Source organism: Micromonospora sp. MH33, from assembly GCF_003013775.1.
GTDB classification, from domain to species: domain Bacteria; phylum Actinomycetota; class Actinomycetes; order Mycobacteriales; family Micromonosporaceae; genus Micromonospora; species Micromonospora fulviviridis.
Window position 1 is genome coordinate 18385 of record NZ_MUYZ01000042.1, and the last position, 15875, is coordinate 34259.

At 73.3% G+C, this 15875-nt stretch carries 17 protein-coding genes; 8 read left to right on the forward strand and 9 right to left on the reverse strand.

From position 1 onward, the window contains the following. Nucleotides 1-2: 2 nt before the first annotated feature. The gene (locus B0E53_RS09865) at nt 3-971 is read right to left on the reverse strand and encodes a Gfo/Idh/MocA family oxidoreductase (RefSeq protein WP_107075749.1); all 969 of its coding nucleotides are present in this window, start codon (nt 969-971) and stop codon (nt 3-5) included. A 130-nt stretch (nt 972-1101) separates the two neighbouring features. On the opposite strand from B0E53_RS09865, the gene B0E53_RS09870 reads away from it, so the two are divergent. Then, a complete protein-coding gene (locus tag B0E53_RS09870; protein ID WP_107075750.1) occupies nt 1102-1929 on the forward strand; it encodes an NUDIX domain-containing protein in 828 nt (275 codons plus the stop codon). A 2-nt stretch (nt 1930-1931) separates the two neighbouring features. On the opposite strand, the gene B0E53_RS09875 is transcribed toward B0E53_RS09870, so the two are convergent. Next, the gene (locus B0E53_RS09875; RefSeq protein ID WP_107075751.1) at nt 1932-2888 is read right to left on the reverse strand and encodes a YafY family protein; all 957 of its coding nucleotides are present in this window, start codon (nt 2886-2888) and stop codon (nt 1932-1934) included. 63 nt (nt 2889-2951) lie between these two features. Between B0E53_RS09875 and B0E53_RS09880 the strand changes: the two genes are divergently transcribed. Next, a complete protein-coding gene (locus tag B0E53_RS09880; protein ID WP_107075765.1) occupies nt 2952-4142 on the forward strand; it encodes an epoxide hydrolase family protein in 1191 nt (396 codons plus the stop codon). 75 nt (nt 4143-4217) lie between these two features. Here B0E53_RS09880 and pstB read toward each other — a convergent pair whose 3' ends face one another. The 7 genes from pstB to B0E53_RS09915 all read right to left on the reverse strand — a co-directional run bounded on the left by pstB (nt 4218) and on the right by B0E53_RS09915 (nt 11364). After that, entirely contained in the window at nt 4218-4994 is a 777-nt protein-coding gene (pstB, locus tag B0E53_RS09885; RefSeq protein WP_107075752.1) for a phosphate ABC transporter ATP-binding protein PstB, read from the reverse strand. A gap of 20 nt (nt 4995-5014) precedes the next feature. Next, entirely contained in the window at nt 5015-6103 is a 1089-nt protein-coding gene (gene pstA, locus B0E53_RS09890; protein WP_107075753.1) for a phosphate ABC transporter permease PstA, read from the reverse strand. Next, nucleotides 6100-7185, reverse strand: coding sequence for a phosphate ABC transporter permease subunit PstC (gene pstC, locus B0E53_RS09895; protein WP_107075754.1), 1086 nt, complete (start codon nt 7183-7185; stop codon nt 6100-6102). Before pstC ends, pstA begins: the two co-directional genes overlap by 4 nt. 44 nt (nt 7186-7229) lie before the next feature. Further along, nucleotides 7230-8333, reverse strand: coding sequence for a phosphate ABC transporter substrate-binding protein PstS (gene pstS, locus B0E53_RS09900; RefSeq protein ID WP_107075755.1), 1104 nt, complete (start codon nt 8331-8333; stop codon nt 7230-7232). A 297-nt stretch (nt 8334-8630) separates the two neighbouring features. After that, nucleotides 8631-9557: a mycothiol synthase gene (mshD, locus tag B0E53_RS09905; RefSeq protein ID WP_107075756.1), complete on the reverse strand. Its 927-nt coding sequence runs from the start codon at nt 9555-9557 to the stop codon at nt 8631-8633. A 66-nt stretch (nt 9558-9623) separates the two neighbouring features. Beyond that, nucleotides 9624-10493 carry a polysaccharide deacetylase family protein gene (locus tag B0E53_RS09910; RefSeq protein WP_107075757.1) on the reverse strand — a complete coding sequence of 290 codons (870 nt, stop codon included), beginning with the start codon at nt 10491-10493 and terminating at the stop codon, nt 9624-9626. Between the two features lie 157 nt (nt 10494-10650). Continuing rightward, the gene (locus tag B0E53_RS09915) at nt 10651-11364 is read right to left on the reverse strand and encodes a response regulator transcription factor (RefSeq protein ID WP_091267462.1); all 714 of its coding nucleotides are present in this window, start codon (nt 11362-11364) and stop codon (nt 10651-10653) included. A 250-nt stretch (nt 11365-11614) separates the two neighbouring features. Here B0E53_RS09915 and B0E53_RS09920 point away from each other — a divergent pair, with 250 nt between their 5' ends. From B0E53_RS09920 to B0E53_RS09940, 6 genes are all read left to right on the forward strand, one after another. Continuing rightward, nucleotides 11615-12655, forward strand: coding sequence for a hypothetical protein (locus tag B0E53_RS09920; protein WP_107075758.1), 1041 nt, complete (start codon nt 11615-11617; stop codon nt 12653-12655). Nucleotides 12656-12737: 82 nt separating this feature from the next. Continuing rightward, nucleotides 12738-13523, forward strand: coding sequence for a DUF2993 domain-containing protein (locus B0E53_RS09925; RefSeq protein ID WP_107075759.1), 786 nt, complete (start codon nt 12738-12740; stop codon nt 13521-13523). Between the two features lie 83 nt (nt 13524-13606). Then, complete coding sequence (locus B0E53_RS40375; protein ID WP_311202345.1) at nt 13607-13684, forward strand: Ms5788A family Cys-rich leader peptide; 78 nt, start codon at nt 13607-13609, stop codon at nt 13682-13684. Between the two features lie 206 nt (nt 13685-13890). Then, complete coding sequence (locus B0E53_RS09930) at nt 13891-14739, forward strand: sulfurtransferase (RefSeq protein ID WP_107075760.1); 849 nt, start codon at nt 13891-13893, stop codon at nt 14737-14739. A 5-nt stretch (nt 14740-14744) separates the two neighbouring features. Then, a complete protein-coding gene (locus tag B0E53_RS09935; protein WP_107075761.1) occupies nt 14745-15068 on the forward strand; it encodes a DUF1416 domain-containing protein in 324 nt (107 codons plus the stop codon). Between the two features lie 183 nt (nt 15069-15251). Beyond that, on the forward strand, nt 15252-15875 hold a 624-nt coding region (locus B0E53_RS09940; protein WP_107075762.1), incomplete at its 3' end, for a hypothetical protein.

Consider the following 15875-nt stretch of genomic DNA (forward strand, 5'->3'; position numbering starts at 1 on the left):
ATTCACGCGTAGGAGACGCCGATCCGGCCCTTGATGTCGTCGAGCAGGCCCATCAACTCCAGGGTGGCGGCGTGCGGCACCAGCGGGCTCTCGATCAGCCCGGCCGCCAGGCAGCGCTGCACCTCGATCGCCTCATACTGGTAACCGCCCCCGGTCAGGTCGGCCGGGATGGTCTCCGGCTCCGCGCCGAGCCGGTGCAGCACCGCGGCGCCCGGCCGATAGAACGGCTCCGGCAGGTCGATCCGGCCGGTGGTGCCGGTGATCGCGGCGGTGATCGCCGTGGCGCCGACCATCCCGCAGCTCAGCGTCGCCACCGCCCCGGAGTCCCAGCCCAGGACGATGCCGGTGTTCTCGTCCACCGCCTCCGGGCTCAGCCTGGCCCAGGCGTGCACGTGCTCGGGCACGCCGAGCAGCAGGTGCGCCAGGCTCAGCGGGTAGACCCCGAGGTCGAGCAGTGCGCCGCCGCCGAGCGTCCGGGCCCGCATCCGGTGCTCCGGCGGGAACGGGCCGGCCGCCCCGAAGTCCGCCCGGACGTGGGTCACCTGACCGATCGCGCCGTCCCGGATCAGCTCCAGCACCCGCAGGATGAGCGGGTTGGTCCGCATCCACATGGCCTCCATGAGGAAGAGACCGCGGGCGCGGGCCGTCTCGACCAGCTCCGTGGTGGTGGCCAGGTCGAGCGTGCAGGGCTTCTCCACCAGCACGGCCTTGTCGCCGGCCAGGCAGGTCAGGGCCGCCTCGTGGTGCGCGGCGTGCGGGGTGGCGACGTAGATGACGTCCACGTCCGGGTCCGCAGCCAGTTCCGCCCAGGCGGCGTACGCCCGGGGGATGCCGTGTCGTTTCGCGAACAGCTCGGCGCTCTCCCGGGTACGCGAACCGACCGCCACCAGCTCGGCCCCCGGCACCAGCCGCAGGTCCTCGGCGAAGCGGGCGGCGATGTGGCCGGTGGCCAGGATTCCCCAACGCGTCATGCCGGCACGCTATCCCTGGGCGTCGCGCCGCCGGGAAGAAGATCCACCGGTCGGGACATCAGGAACGTGCCGGGCACCGCCGTCCCGCCGCCGGACGGATGATCCACTGCTCGGGAACTAGGCTCGGGTCATGACGATCGACGGCTTCGCCGCACCCCCCGCCCTGGTGGAGCACGCCCGCCGGTTCCGCGCCGAGGGCGGCGTGCCGGCCGTGCCCCGGGTCGCCGCCACCGTGCTGCTGCTCCGCCCGGCCGGTGCCGACTTCGAGGTGTACCTGATCCGCCGGGTGGCCGCGATGGCCTTCGGCGGGATGTACGCCTTCCCCGGCGGCGGCGTGGACCGCTCCGACTCGCAGGCCCACCTGGGCTGGGCCGGCCCGACGCCGGCCGGCTGGGGCGAGCGGCTCCGCCTCGACCCGGCCGCCGCGCAGGCGGTGGTCTGCGCCGCCGCGCGGGAGGTCTTCGAGGAGGCGGGCGTGCTGCTGGCCGGCCCGGACGGCGGGACCGTGGTGGGCGACGTGAGCGGGGACGACTGGGAGTCGGCCCGGCAGGACCTGGTGGCCCGGCGGACCGGCTTCGCCGACCTGCTGGCCGGGCAGGGCCTCACCCTCCGCTCCGACCTGCTGCTGCCGTGGAGCCGGTGGATCACCCCGGAGTTCGAGCCGCGCCGCTTCGACACGTACTTCTTCGTGGCCCTGCTGCCGGAGGGGCAGCGGACCCGGGACGTCTCCGGCGAGGCCGACCACACGCTGTGGCTGCGCCCGGCGGACGCCCTGGCCCGGGCGGAGGCCGGCGAGCTGACCATGCTCCCGCCCACCCTGGTCACCCTGGCCGAGGTGGCCGCCGCGGGTCCGCTGGCTGAGGTGGCCCGAGCGGCGGCGGAACGCGACCCCGGCACGCCGGTCACCCCGCACCTCGACCTCTCCGACGCCGACGGACCCCGCTTCCGCCTCTCCTGACCTCAGCCGGCGGCGCGGAGGTAGCGGGCCGCGAGGGTACGCAGCAGGTCGGCCAGTTCGGGCGGGTCCTCGACGGTGAAGTCGAGGTCGAGCAGGCCGAGCCAGACCGCGATGGTCTCCAGCCGGTCGGCGCCGGTGTGCAGGAGGCAGGCGGCGTCGCCGGCCGGCTCGACGGTGCCGACCGCCGGGTTGATCCGGTCGGCCACCACCTCGGCGGGGGCGTGCACGCGGATGGTGGCCCGGTGCCGCCAGGCGGCCGACGAGACCCCGTGCCGGACCCGGTCCACCACGTCCCCGGGCAGCTCGCGGGCCGCGAACCGGGGGCCGGTCGGGGTACGCGGGCTGATCCGGTCCACCCGGAAGGTGCGCCAGTCGTCCCGCGCCGGGTCGAAGGCCACCAGGTACCAGCGCCGGCCCCAGTTGACCAGCCGGTACGGCTCGACGTCCCGCCGGTCCGCGGTCCCGTCGTGCCGGACGTAGTCGAAGCGCAGCCGCTCCCGGTCCCGGCAGGCGGCGCTGAGCACGCTGAGCGTCTCGGCGTCCACGGTCGGGCCGGGCTGGTCGTGCGGCACCCGGACGGTGTGCGTGTGCAGGGCGGTGACCCGGCGGCGTAGCCGGTGCGGAAGCACCTGCTCCAGCTTGGCGAGCGCCCGCAGCGAGGTCTCCTCGATGCCGGCGACGCTGCCGCCGGCGGCGGTCCGCAGGCCGACCGCCACCGCCACGGCCTCCTCGTCGTCGAGGAGCAGCGGGGGCAGGGCGGCGCCGGCGCCCAGCCGGTAGCCGCCGACGGCGCCCCGGGTGCCCTGCACCGGGTAGCCGAGGGCACGCAGCCGCTCCACGTCGTTGCGCACGGTCCGGGTGCTCACCGCCAGGCGCTCGGCCAGTTCGGTGCCGGTCCACTCGCGGGGGGTCTGCAACAGCGACAGCAGGCGCAGCAGCCGCGCCGAGGTCTCCAACATTTCCCGGATTCTGCCAGCGCATTAGGAACAGAGTCTTCCTAATCGATCTCTACGCTCGTGGGCATGGCAGAGAACACCGCGATCGTCCCGTTCCGTATCGACGTCCCGCAGGCCGACCTGGACGACCTCGCCGACCGGCTGGCCCGGACCCGCTGGGCCGAGGAACTGCCCGCCGACGCCGACCCGGCCGCCCCCGCCGGCCCGGTCCCGCCCGGCTGGGAGTACGGCGTCCCGCTGAGCTACGTGCGGCGGCTCGCCGAGCGCTGGCGCACGGCGTACGACTGGCGGGAGTGGGAGGCGCGGCTCAACGCCTACCCGCAGTTCACCACGGAGATCGACGGGCAGCGGATCCACTTCCTGCACGTCCGCTCGCCCGAGCCGAACGCCACCCCGCTGATCCTCACCCACGGCTGGCCCGGCACCGTCGCCGAATGGCTGGACGTGATCGGTCCGCTGACCGACCCGCGGGCGCACGGCGGCGACCCGGCCGACGCCTTCCACCTGGTCATCCCGTCGGTGCCCGGCTTCGGCTTCTCCGGGCCGACAAGGGAGCGCGGCTGGAACCGTTACCGGGTGGCCCGCGCCTGGGCCGAGCTGATGCGCCGCCTCGGCTACGAGCGGTACGGCGCGGCCGGCAACGACCTCGGCGCGTTCGTCTCCCCCGAGGTGGGCCGGGCCGACCCGGAGCACGTGCTGGGCGTGCACGTCACCCAGGTCTTCTCGCTGCCGTCCGGTGATCCCGCCGAGATGGCCGCGCTCACCGAGGACGAGCGGGGCAAGGTGGCGTTCGCCGACTGGTTCGTGCAGCGGCGGGGCGGCTACGACAAGCTGCACTCGACCGAGCCGCAGAATGTCGCGCACGCGCTGGCCGACTCGCCGGTCGGCCTGCTCGGCTGGCTGGGCCAGCTCATGGGGGACCAGATCGACGTCGACCACGTGCTCACCAACACGACCATCTACTGGCTGACCAACACGGCCGCCTCGGCGGCCCGCTACTACTACGAGGACGCCGAGGTGGTGCACCCGACGCAGAAGGTCAACGGCCGGGGGACGGCGGCGCCGGAGCCGACCACGGTGCCGCTCGGTCTGGCCAACTTCGCCTGGGACTTCCAGTCGATCCGCACGCTCGCCGAGCGCGACCACAAGAACATCGTCTCCTGGCACACCTACGACCGGGGCGGGCACTTCGCCGCCCACCAGGTCCCCGACCTGCTGGCGGCGGACCTCCGGCAGTTCTTCGCCGCGCTGCGCTGAGGCGGCCGGACGCGGACACGCGGAGGGCCCCGGTCGGGATCGACCGGGGCCCTCGCGGACCGGGACGGCAGCGGCTCAGCCGAAGCGGCCGGTGATGTAGTCCTCGGTCTTCTTCTGGCTCGGGTTGCTGAAGATCTTCTGGGTGTTGTCGTACTCGATCAGCCGGCCCGGGTCGCCGGTCTTCTCGATCGAGAAGAACGCGGTCCGGTCCGACACCCGGGCGGCCTGCTGCATGTTGTGCGTGACGATGATGATCGTGAACTTGTCCTTGAGCTGGAACATCAGGTCCTCGATGGCCAGCGTGGAGATCGGGTCCAGCGCCGAGCAGGGCTCGTCCATGAGCACCACCTGCGGCTCGACCGCGATGGTCCGGGCGATGCAGAGCCGCTGCTGCTGACCGCCGGAGAGGCCGGCGCCGGGCTTGCCGAGCCGGTCCTTCACCTCGTCCCACAGGTTCGCCGAGCGGAGCGCCTTCTCGGCGGCCTCCTCCAGGATCGACTTGCGCCGGACGCCGTTGAGCCGCAGGCCGGCCACCACGTTCTCGAAGATGCTCATGGTGGGGAACGGGTTCGGCCGCTGGAAGACCATGCCGATCATCCGGCGGACCGCGGTGACGTCCACGTCCCGGTCGTAGATGTCCTGGTTGTCGATGGTCAGGCTGCCCTCGACCCGGGCCCCCGGGAGCACCTCGTGCATCCGGTTGATCGACCGCAGGAAGGTGGACTTGCCGCAGCCGGACGGGCCGATCAGGGCGGTGACCGTCTTGGGCTCGACGGTCAGGCTGATGTTCTCGATCGCCTTGAACCCGCCGTAGTAGGCGTTGACGTCGGTGGCTTCGATGCGCTTGGCCATGGTGGTGGTACCTCCGGGGTTCATCGGCCGAGCCGGTTGCGACGGGCCAGCAACTTCGCCGCGACGGTCAGGATGAGGACGAGCGCGACCAGGGTCAGCGCCGCGGTCCACGCCCGCGCCGGCGAGTACTTCGAGGCCTCGCCGGCCTGCTGGTAGACGAAGAGAGCCAGCGACGACTGGTTGTTCTCGAACGGGTTGAAGTTGATCGCGGCGCCGCCGCCGGCCACGAGCAGCACCGGCGCGGTCTCGCCGGCCGCCCGCGCGATGGCGAGCATGATGCCGGTGACGATGCCGGGCAGCGCGGTCGGCAGCACGACCCGCAGGATGGTCTTCCACTTCGGCACGCCGAGGGCGTACGCGCCCTCGCGCAGCGGGGCCGGCACGAGGCGGAGCATCTCCTCGGTGGAGCGGACCACGGTCGGCAGCATGAGTACGCTCAGCGCCAGCGCGGCGGCGAAGCCGGAGAAGCCCGGCCGGCCGTCGTTGAACCACGGCGAGACGATCAGCACCCAGAAGGCCAGCACGAACAGGCCCGTGACGATCGACGGGATGCCGGTCATCACGTCCACGAAGAAGCGGATGGTGAAGGCGAACCGGCCCCGGCCGTACTCGACCACGTAGATCGCGCAGAGCACGCCGAGCGGGACGGTGATCAGCGTGGCGATGCCGACCTGCTCCAGGGTGCCGATGATGGCGTGGTACGCGCCGCCGTTGGCGTCCCGGGCCCCGATGTTGTTCATCGAGGTGCCGAAGAAGTTGCCGTCCAGCCGCTCGGCGCCCTTGCTGACCAGGGTCCAGACCACCGAGGCCAGCGGCAGCACCGCCAGCACGAAGGCGGAGTGGATCAGCGCGCTCCAGGTCCGGTTGCGGGCGGCCCGGCGACCCTCCACCGCGTTCGCGGCGGCGTAGAGGCCGGCCAGGTAGAGCAGCGCGCCGACGACCACGACCAGGACCGGGCCGCCGATGCCGGCGCCGTACACGATGCCGGCCGAGGCCAGCAGGGCCACGACGGCGATGGCGGGCGCGGCGTACGCCGGAAGTCGTCGGGCCCGCAGCGTGACCGGCTGGGCCGGCGGCTGCGGGCGGTGGGAGGTGACGGTGGCGGTCATGCGGCTGACTCCGTGAACTCGCGGCGGCGGTAGATGATCGCCCGCGCGGTGATGTTGACGATCAGCGTGATCGCGAAGAGCACCAGGCCGGAGGCGATCAGCGCGCCCCGGCCGGTGTCGTTGGCCTCAGCGAACCGGTTCGCGATGTTCGCGGCGATCGAGTTGCCACCGCTCTGGAGGACGTTGAACGAGATGGCGTACGTGGAGCCGAGGGTCAGCGCCAGCGCGATGGTCTCGCCCAGCGCCCGGCCCAGGCCCAGCATCACGGCGGCGATAACGCCCGGCCGGCCGTAGGGCAGGACGGCGGTGCGGACCATCTCCCAGCGGGTGGCGCCCAGCGCGAGGGCGGCCTCCTCGTTGGCGGTCGGGGTCTGCCGGAACACCTCGCGGGAGAGCGAGGTGACGATCGGCAGCACCATGATCGCCAGCACCACCGAGCCGAGCAGGATCGAGTTCCCGTACGGGCCCTCGCCGAAGATCGGGATCCAGCCGAAGTAGCGGTGCAGCCAGGCCGACAGGTCGGCGACCGGCTGGGCGAAGTAGTCCCGGCCCCACAGACCGAAGACCACGCTGGGCACGGCGGCCAGCAGGTCGATCAGGAAGCCGAGGCCGTTGCCCAGCCGGCGCGGGGCGTAGTGCGACAGGTAGAGGGCGATGCCCAGCGCCACCGGCACCGCCATGAGCAGGGCGAGCAGCGAGCTGAGCACGGTGCCGAAGGCGAGCGCGCCGATGCCGAACTTCGGCGGGTCGTCGTTCGGGAACCAGCCCTCGAAGGTCCAGAAGGACTCGCTGTTGGCCCGCAGGGCCGGCACGGCCTTGGCGATCAGGAAGATCGCGATGGCCGCGATGACCACCAGGACGGTGGTGCCGGCCGCCAGGGTCAGGCCGCGGAACGCCCGTTCCGCGCCGAAGGCGCGGGCCCGGGGCAGCCCGCCGCCGCCACCCAGTCCGTTGTCGGGCATGCCGGGGATGCCGGAGGGCTCGGCCACACGCGCCGAGGCACCGGCGGGCCACTCGTGGCTCGTGGCCACGCGGGTCCCGCCGGTGCCGGCGTGCGCCGAGCGGTGAGGGGTGTCACCCATCTGCTCGCTCGCTTCGGGGTAGAGGAGGTGTCTCGATCAGCGGGTCAGGAGAGGCTCTTGACCGCGGTCTCGACCTTGGCGCGGACGGTCTCGGGCAGCGGGGCGTAGCCCAGCTCGACCAGGTCCTGCTGGCCCTCGGCGCTGGCGGCGTGGCCCAGCAGGCCCTTGACCAGCGGCAGCTTGTCGGCCGCGAGGCCCTTGCTGCAGACGATCTCGTAGGTCGCCAGGACGATCGGGTACGCCCCGGCCTCCGTGGTGTTGTAGTCGATCGACATCTTGAGGTCGTTGCCCTGGCCCTCGAACTTGGCCCCGGCGATGGTCTTGCCGGCCGACTCGGCGGTCAGCTCGGCGAACTCACCGGCACCGTTCTTGACCTTGGCCTTCTTCAGGCCGCCGTTCTCGGCGTACGACCACTCGACGTAGCTGATGGTGCCGTCGGTGCTCTTGACCTTGCTGGCCACGCCGTCGGACTTGGCCGCGCCGACGCCGCCCGGGGCCTTCCAGGCCTTGGCGTTGCCGAAGGTCCAGTCGGACGCGGCGGTCTTGGACAGGTACTTGGTGAAGTTGTCGGTGGTGCCCGACTCGTCGGAGCGGTGCACCGCCTGGATCGCGGTGGACGGCAGCTTGGCGTCCGGGTTGTCGGCCTTGATCGCCGGGTCGTCCCACTTGGTCACCTTGCCGGCGAAGACCTTAGCCAGGGTGGCCGGGGTGAGCTGGAGGTTGTCCACGCCGGTGACGTTGTAGACGATGGCGACCGGGCCGATCACCATCGGCAGGTTGAGGGCCTGACCGCCGCTGCACTTGGCGTCCGCCTGCGGCTGCTCCTCGGGCTTGAGCGCGGAGTCGGAGCCGGCGAAGTCGGCGGTGCCGGCGATGAAGGCCTGGATGCCGGCGCCCGAGCCGGTGGGCTCGTAGTTGATCGTGGTGCCGGCGCACTTCTGCTGGTACGCCTTGATCCACTCGGCCATGGCGTTCTTCTGGGCAGAGGAACCCTGTGCGTTCAGCGTGCCCTTGCCGCAGTCGACCGCGGCGGCCGAGCCGGAGGCGGAGGTGCCGGTCGACTCGTTGTTGTCCGAGCCGCAGGCGCTGAGACCGAGCACCGCGGTAAGAGCGAGGCAGGCAATGGCGCCGTGCCGCTGGAGCTTCACCTGAGGGGTTTCCCTTCACGTCTTTGGTCAGGTCGCCCGGTCTCCCGGGTGCCGGCGCTGACCGGCTGACACGAAAGGTAGAAGTGCCAGGTAGACGGTTCGCCGGTCGGAAGTGAACGGAAGATGAACAGGCGCGGCCGGCCGGGTGGCCATAGCCTGAGGGCCGGTTGTCCGGTTCGTGAACTCGCGGCCGGCTATCGCTAATAATACGATTTTTCCGGGCGCCCGTTATCCGGCTGAGTCCACCGCGTGACACGGCCGTGACCGCTCGTCAGGACGGGAAGGCGGCGTGGGCCCTCAGCCGAGCTGGTAGTTGACGTGGGCGGACCAGCGGGCGAAGCCGAGCCGCTCGTAGAGGGCCACCGCGGCCCCGTTCGACTCGTCCACGTAGAGCATCACCCGGTCCAGTCCGCGCCGGTCCCGCAGGTAGGCCAGGCCGGCGGTGGTGAGCGCCCGGCCGAGGCCACCGCGGTGCGCGCCCGGGTCCACGCCGAGCACGTAGACCTCGCCGATCCGGGCCGAGCCCGGACGCTCGTGCACCTTGGTCCAGTGGAAGCCGAGCAGGCGCCCGGTGGCCGCGTCCTCGGCGAGCAGGAAGCCGTCCGGGTCGAACCACGGCTCGGCGAGGCGTACCCGCAGGTCGGTGGGGGTCCACCGGCCCTGCTCGGGGTGCTGGGCGAAGGCGGCGTTGTTGACCGCCAGCCAGGCGTCGTCGTCCTCGCCGGGACGGAACGCGCGCAGCCGCACCCCGTCCGGCAGGGTGGGCTCGGGCAGCGCAGCCGTCAGCGGGCGGCGCAACTGCCACAGCACCCGGGCGCGGGTGAAACCCAGGTCGACCGCGAGCGCGGCGGCCGACGGGTGGTCGCCGTGTGCCCAGGCCCGCAGCGGCCCCGCCGCGGCGGCCAGCACGCCCCGCGCGAGGGCCCGCCCGGTGCCGCGCCGCCGGTACGCCGGATGCACCACCAGCTCCACCCCGATCCCGTCCGCGGGCGCGGTGGTGTCGAGGTGGGCGTACCCGGTCAGGGTGTTGTCGGCGGCCCGGGCGGTGAGGTGCACAGCGGGCGCCTCAGGGTCGCGCAGCCGGAGCAGCACGTGCTCGTCGAGCGGGTCCGCGCCGTCCGTGTCGCCCGCGGTGCGGGCCAGCGCCAGCACCTCGGCGACCTCGACCGGCGCCAGCCGGTCGGCGCGGGCGACACGGTCGGCGGTCGGCGCGGTGCTGCTCATTCCGCCACCGTAGCGGCCGGCGAGCCGCCGATCATGCCGGACGCGGGCACCGGACGGTGGCGGTGGTCACGTGGTGCCGGTGGGCAGCGCCTCCAGTTGGAAGCGGTCCAGCAGTTCGGGGAGCAGGTGCTGCAACGCCTCGACCGTGCCGGAGCGATCACCGCCCGCGTCGTGCATCAGCACGATCGAGCCCGGGCCGGTCTGCGCCAGCACCGCGGCCTCGACCTTGGCGGCACCGGGCGCCTGCCAGTCCGTCGGGTCCACCGCCCAGTGCAGCGGCGTCATGCCCAGCTCCTCGCAGGTCGACACCACCGGCTGCGTCCACGCCCCGCCCGGCTGCCGGAAGTACGCGATCCGCGCGTCCGGCGCCGCCGCCCGGATCGCGTCGTTGGTGCGCAGCAGGTCGTCCCGGATCGCATCCGGCGAGCGCTTGCCCAGGCTGATGTCGTGGTTCCACGAGTGGTTGCAGATGGTGTGCCCGTCGGCCACGATCGACCGCACCAGGTCCGGGTGGCTCTCCGCGTTCTCGCCGACCACGCAGAAGGTGGCCTTCACGCCGTACTCCTTGAGCAGGGCGAGCACCTGCGGCGTCCACCGTGGGTCGGGGCCGTCGTCGAAGGTGAGGGCGATCCGGGCCGAGCCGGTGGAGGTGCGTGCGCCGAACGGGCCCTCGCTGTCGTCGGCCTGGCGGGCGTCGTTCGGCGCGCTCGGGCTGGCGTCAGGGCTCGGCCCGCCGTAGCCGCCGGCCGGCGGGCCGGGGAAATCGGTGCTGGGTGGCTGGTCGCCGTAGTGCGGGGCTTGGACGCTGGCGGCCACGCCGGTGTCCCGGTGCGGGTGTTCGGGCACCAGGCTGCGCCCGAGCGCGTACGCGGAGCCGAGCAGCGCGGCCACCACCAGCGTCACCACCCCCGCCGCGCGCAGCGTCGAGGCCGACATCAGCAGGCCCGACCGTTCATCGTCCCCGTGGTCACCACACGCACCGTCGCCCCCTTCGCCCGGCAGATCTGGCAGTCAGAGTAGGTCTGCCTGAGCGGGCAAAAAGGGCGAATCGGAGGAAGTTTCCCCGATGGGGGGGCGGTAAGGAGGTCTCGGGTCAGACCGGCAGCGGGGCGGGCTCCGACTCCGGCAGCGAGCGCGACGGCGGCACCACGAACTTGTAACCCACCTGGCGCACCGTGCCGATCATCGACTCGTACTCGGAGCCGAGCTTGGCGCGCAGCCGCCGGACGTGCACGTCGACCGTGCGGGTGCCGCCGAAGTAGTCGTAGCCCCAGACCTCGCGGAGCAACTGGTCCCGGGTGAACACCCGGCCCGGGTGCTGGGCGAGGAACTTGAGCAGCTCGAACTCCTTGTAGGTGAGGTCGAGCGGGCGGCCCTTCAGCTTGGCCGCGTAGGTGTCCGGGTCGATGGTCAGCTCGCCGGCCCGGATCGAGCCGCCGGCGCCCGCCGTCGCGTTGCTCAGCCGGCCGACCGCGAGCCGCAGCCGGGCCTCCACCTCCGCCGGACCCGCGCCGGCCAGGATCACGTCGTCCACGCCCCAGTCGGCGTTCAACGCGATCAGCCCGGCCTCGGTGACGACCGCGACCAGCGGAACGCCCAGCCCGGTGGCGTGCAGCATCCGGCAGGTCGCACGGGCCTCGCTCAGCTCGGCACGGGCGTCCACCAGGACGGCGTCCGGGGTCGGGCCGGAGACCAGCGTGCGCACGTCGCGCGGCGCGGTGCGGACCGAGTGCGGCAACAGGTCGAGTGCCGGCAGCACGGCCGATGGTTCACCTGCGCGCGCGGTCACCAGCAGCAGGAGCTCCACACGATCACCTCCGTCCCGGCGGCTTTATGGCCGCGCGCGACCAGCGGCACTCCCACGGGAGTGGCACTGAGAATTTGCGTGGGTCCCGGCGTCGCTGACGGGCGGGTAACGGCTTGAGCGTAACCGATCGCCCGGCCCCGACCTCTCTGCCCTTTCCTGTTTGTCTGATCTGCCCCCGATCGCGGCGCGGGTTTTAACGTTGCCGAAACCGTGACTCCGCCGGGCGGGCCCGGTCTGGCACGATCGGGGCGTGTTTCCCTCGACCTCGCCCGACACCGGCCGTGACCCGTGGCCCGACGACGCGGCTTCCGGCCCCGCCCGTGGCTACCCGCCGGCCCCGCGCACCGGGCCGGCCGACGACGACGCGGGCGGGCGGGAGCGGAAGGGTCCCCGCCGGCTCCGTAAGGGCGGCCCGGGCCGCCGGCCGGACGACGAGCCCGACGAGGCGCCCGAGGAGGAGGTGCCGCCGGTCCCGGTGCGCCGCCCGCTCGCGCTGACCGTCGCGGGCTTCGCCGCGCTGCTCGGCGTGGGCCTGGTGCTCGGCGCGCAGACCGCCGGCCCGGGGCACCGGCTGCCCTTCGCGTTCATCATCTTCGGCGTCCAGCTGCTCTTCGTGCTGGCCTGGACGATGGCCATGCGCCCGCCCGCGCTGCTGGTCGTCGCCCTGGTCAGCGCCAGCGCGGCCGGGATCGCGGACGCCGCGGCCGTGCAGTCGGAGATCGCCGGACTGGCCCCCCTCGGCTACGCCGCCGCCGCCGGCTTCGTGCTCGGCGTGCTCGGCCAGCTCGTCCGCCGGGTGGACCGGGTCCGGGTGACCGACTCGCTGGGCAGCACCCTGCTGATCGTGGTGGGGGTGGTCGCGTTCGCCACGCTGATCGTGCTCAGCCGGATCCCGAAGGGCACCCAGGCGATCACCGTCTGCCTCACCGCCACCGGGGTGGCCCTGCTGGTGGCCCGGCTGACCGACGCGGTGGCCCCCTGGCCCCGGCTCGCCCCGCAGGTGCCCCGGGGCGCCGCCGGCGTGGTTGCCGGCGCCATGCTCGGCACCCTGACCAGCGCCGTCCTCGGCAGCTACCTGGTCGGCTTCACCCCGACCAGCGCCGCGCTGGTCGGCCTGGTCACCGCGGGCACCGCCGTGCTGGCCGACCTCGCCGTCGGGTACGCCGAGGCGGGCCGGCTGATGGCCGGCGAGCCGCCCACCATGTGGGTCGCCCGGCACATGCAGGGCCCCCTGGGCGGCTTCGCGCTCGCCGCGCCGGCCGCCTACGCCATGTGCGTGCTCTTCCTCTGAGCCCCGCGGTTGGGGCAACGGCGCCTCGGGTAAGTACGGTTGCGCCGCGAGACGCGGTGAGGCGGCGAGGGCAGGAGGCGGCGTGGCAGAGGCGTACCCGGCGAACGAGGGCCGACCCCGGCGGCGGGGCCGGAAGGTGCTGGTCGGTTTCGTCGTCCTGCTGCTGGTCCTGGCCGGGCTCCTCGTCGTCGCCGACCGGGTGGCCGCCGGCGTCGCCGAGCGGGCCATCGCCGACCAGGTGAAGAAGGAGGTCGCCAAGCAGGACGCGCAGTCCGCGGCGCCCCAGGTCGAGGTCGGTGGCTTCCCGTTCCTCACCCAGGTGCTCGCCGGGAAGTACGAGCACATCTCGATCGTGCTGACCGACGTGCAGGGCAACGTGCAGGGCGGCGCGGTCAGTGTGCCGCGGCTGGACGTGGACGCCCGCGACGTCAAGGCGTCGCTGGACACCCTCCGCTCCGGCCGGGGTGACGTGGTGGCCGAGAGCGTCGACGGCCGGGGCACCGTGACCTACGACAGCCTGGCGAAGCTGCTCGACCGCCCCGGGCTCACCCTCGGCGAGCGGAACGGCAAGCTCGCCGTCACCGCGCCGGTCGACATCCTCGGCGTCAAGCTCACCGTCAACGGCACCGCCGACGTGACGGTCGCCAACGGCAAGGTGGCGCTGCGCTTCAACGACGTGACCGCCGAGGGCCTGCCCAACCTGCCGCTCGCGAAGGCGATGCTGGCCAACTACGCCAAGGGCATCTCGGTCGACGTGCCCCTGCCGGAGCTGCCCTTCCAGCTCAACGTGCGCAAGGTGGAGCCGAGGCCGGAGGGTCTGGTGGTCACCGCCGACGCGCGGAACGTGCCGATCAACTCCGCCGGCTGACGCCCCGGCCGTCGCCCGGGTCGTGTCCCGGATGCTGGTCGGCCCGGTGGCGCCGGCCGGGCCGGCTGGTAGTCTCCCTCCCCATGGGGACGCTCCTCACCAAACGGCGCGCGGTCGACCTGTGCCGCGTGGCCACCTGCCTGTGTCGCCCCGTCATCTGACGGCGGGGCTGTCCTCGGCCGCTTAGCGGCCACCGGCACACAGGGTCCGCGTACCCTCCGGTTTTCCCCCCCTGATCGCCCGGCAGCGGCGCCGTCGCACGTACCCGTGATCCGTTCCTAGCTCTGGGTCCCGCGCGTGGTGCGACAATCACCGACTTCGATCTCCACGCGCTGGCTCACCATCCATCCTCACAGGGAGTGATCTGATGAGTCGCGACACCGCACTCGTCTCGGCCGAGTGGGCCGAGAAGAACATCGACGCCCCGGGCGTCGTCTTCGTCGAGGTCGACGAGGACACGTCGGCCTACGACACCGGCCACATCGCGGGCGCCGTCAAGCTCGACTGGCGTACCGACCTGCAGGACCCGGTGCGCCGGGACTTCGTCAACCAGGCCCAGTTCGAGGCGCTGCTCTCCGAGCGGGGCATCGCCAACGACGACACCGTCATCCTCTACGGCGGCAACAACAACTGGTTCGCCGCCTACGCGTACTGGTACTTCAAGCTCTACGGCCACCGCGACGTCAAGCTGCTCGACGGCGGCCGCAAGAAGTGGGAGCTGGACGCCCGCCCGCTGGTCACCGACAAGGTGGAGCGCCCGGCGACGCAGTACGTCGCGCAGGCACCCGACACCTCGATCCGCGCCTTCCGCGACGAGGTGGTCGACGCGATCGGCAGCAAGAACCTCGTCGACGTGCGCAGCCCCGACGAGTACGCCGGCCGGCTGCTCGCCCCGGCCCACCTCCCGCAGGAGCAGGCCCAGCGTGCCGGCCACGTGCCGACCGCGATCAGCGTCCCGTGGTCCAAGGCGGCCAACGAGGACGGCACGTTCAAGTCCGACGACGAGCTGCGCAAGATCTACGCCGACGCCGGGCTGGACGACAGCCGGGAGACCATCGCCTACTGCCGGATCGGCGAGCGCTCCTCGCACACCTGGTTCGTGCTCCAGGAACTGCTCGGCCACCGCAACGTGAAGAACTACGACGGTTCCTGGACCGAGTACGGCTCGCTGGTCGGCGTGCCGGTCGCGCTCGGCGACGAGCCCGGGGAGGCCTGATCCACATGACCGCTCCGACTGCCGCCGGCTGCGCCGCCCCGGACCAGGCCGCCCCCCTCCCGGCCAGCCTGGACCTGGAGAAGGAAACCGTCATCACCGGCCTGGTCAAGGCCGAGTCCGGCGAGGCCGTGCCGGGCGCTTACGTCCGGCTGCTCGACTCGACGGGCGAGTTCACCGCCGAAGTGGTGACCTCCCCGGCCGGCCAGTTCCGGTTCTTCGCCGCGCCGGGCAACTGGACCCTTCGGGCGCTCTCCCGGCACGGCAACGGCGACACCGCCGTCGCCGCCGCCCGCGGGATCAACGAGGTGACCGTCACGGTCGCCGCCTGACCCACGCTCTGATCGTGGCCCGCCGCCCCCCCGGGGGGGCGGGCCACGCGCCGTTCCGAGCCCGCCGCGCCGATACGCCGAGGGCGGCGGGCCACGCGCCGTTCCGGAGCCCGCCACGGGGGTTCCGGGACCGGGACGCCGGGCGCGACCGGGCAGCTCGTCGCCGCGTGACACGATGGCCCGGTGAGTGGTGCCGTCCAGGCGGGATACGCCCCGCCGACCCGTCCCGACCAGCCGGCCCCCGGCCGGCGTTGGCTGCGCTGGCTGGTGGCCGCCACGGTGGCGTGGGCGGTGCTGCTCGCCGGGCTGACCTGGTGGTCGGTGCGGCACGACCCGCCGACCGTGAAGGAGCAGCGCTCGCTGGACCAGGCCGGCCCCGTGGTGGACCGGGCGCTCGGCCGGTTGACCGCCGCGGTGGGGCGGGACGGGGTGCCCGCGTTCCTGCCGGACCGGATCGAGCGCGGCTGCCGGGTCACCCCGCTCGACGACGGCGCCGAGCTGGAGCGCGGGGTGGAGGTCGTGGTGGCCGGCGACGACGTACGCCAGCTGCTCCAGCGGGTGGCCGACCGGCTGCCGCCGGACTGGCGGGCGGGCGTCTCCACGTACGACGGCGAGCCGCTGCTGCGCGCCGACGCCGGGGACTTCGTGGCGGTCGAGGGCCGGGCCGGCGGGCCCGGCCGGGTGCTGCTCACCGTGGCCACCGGCTGCCGGCCGGTGGGGGCGGGCTACCGGGCATCCGCGGCCGACGCGGTGGCCGAGACCGCGGAGGCACAACGGGCCGCGCGCCGCTGGGGTGGCGCGGCCGGG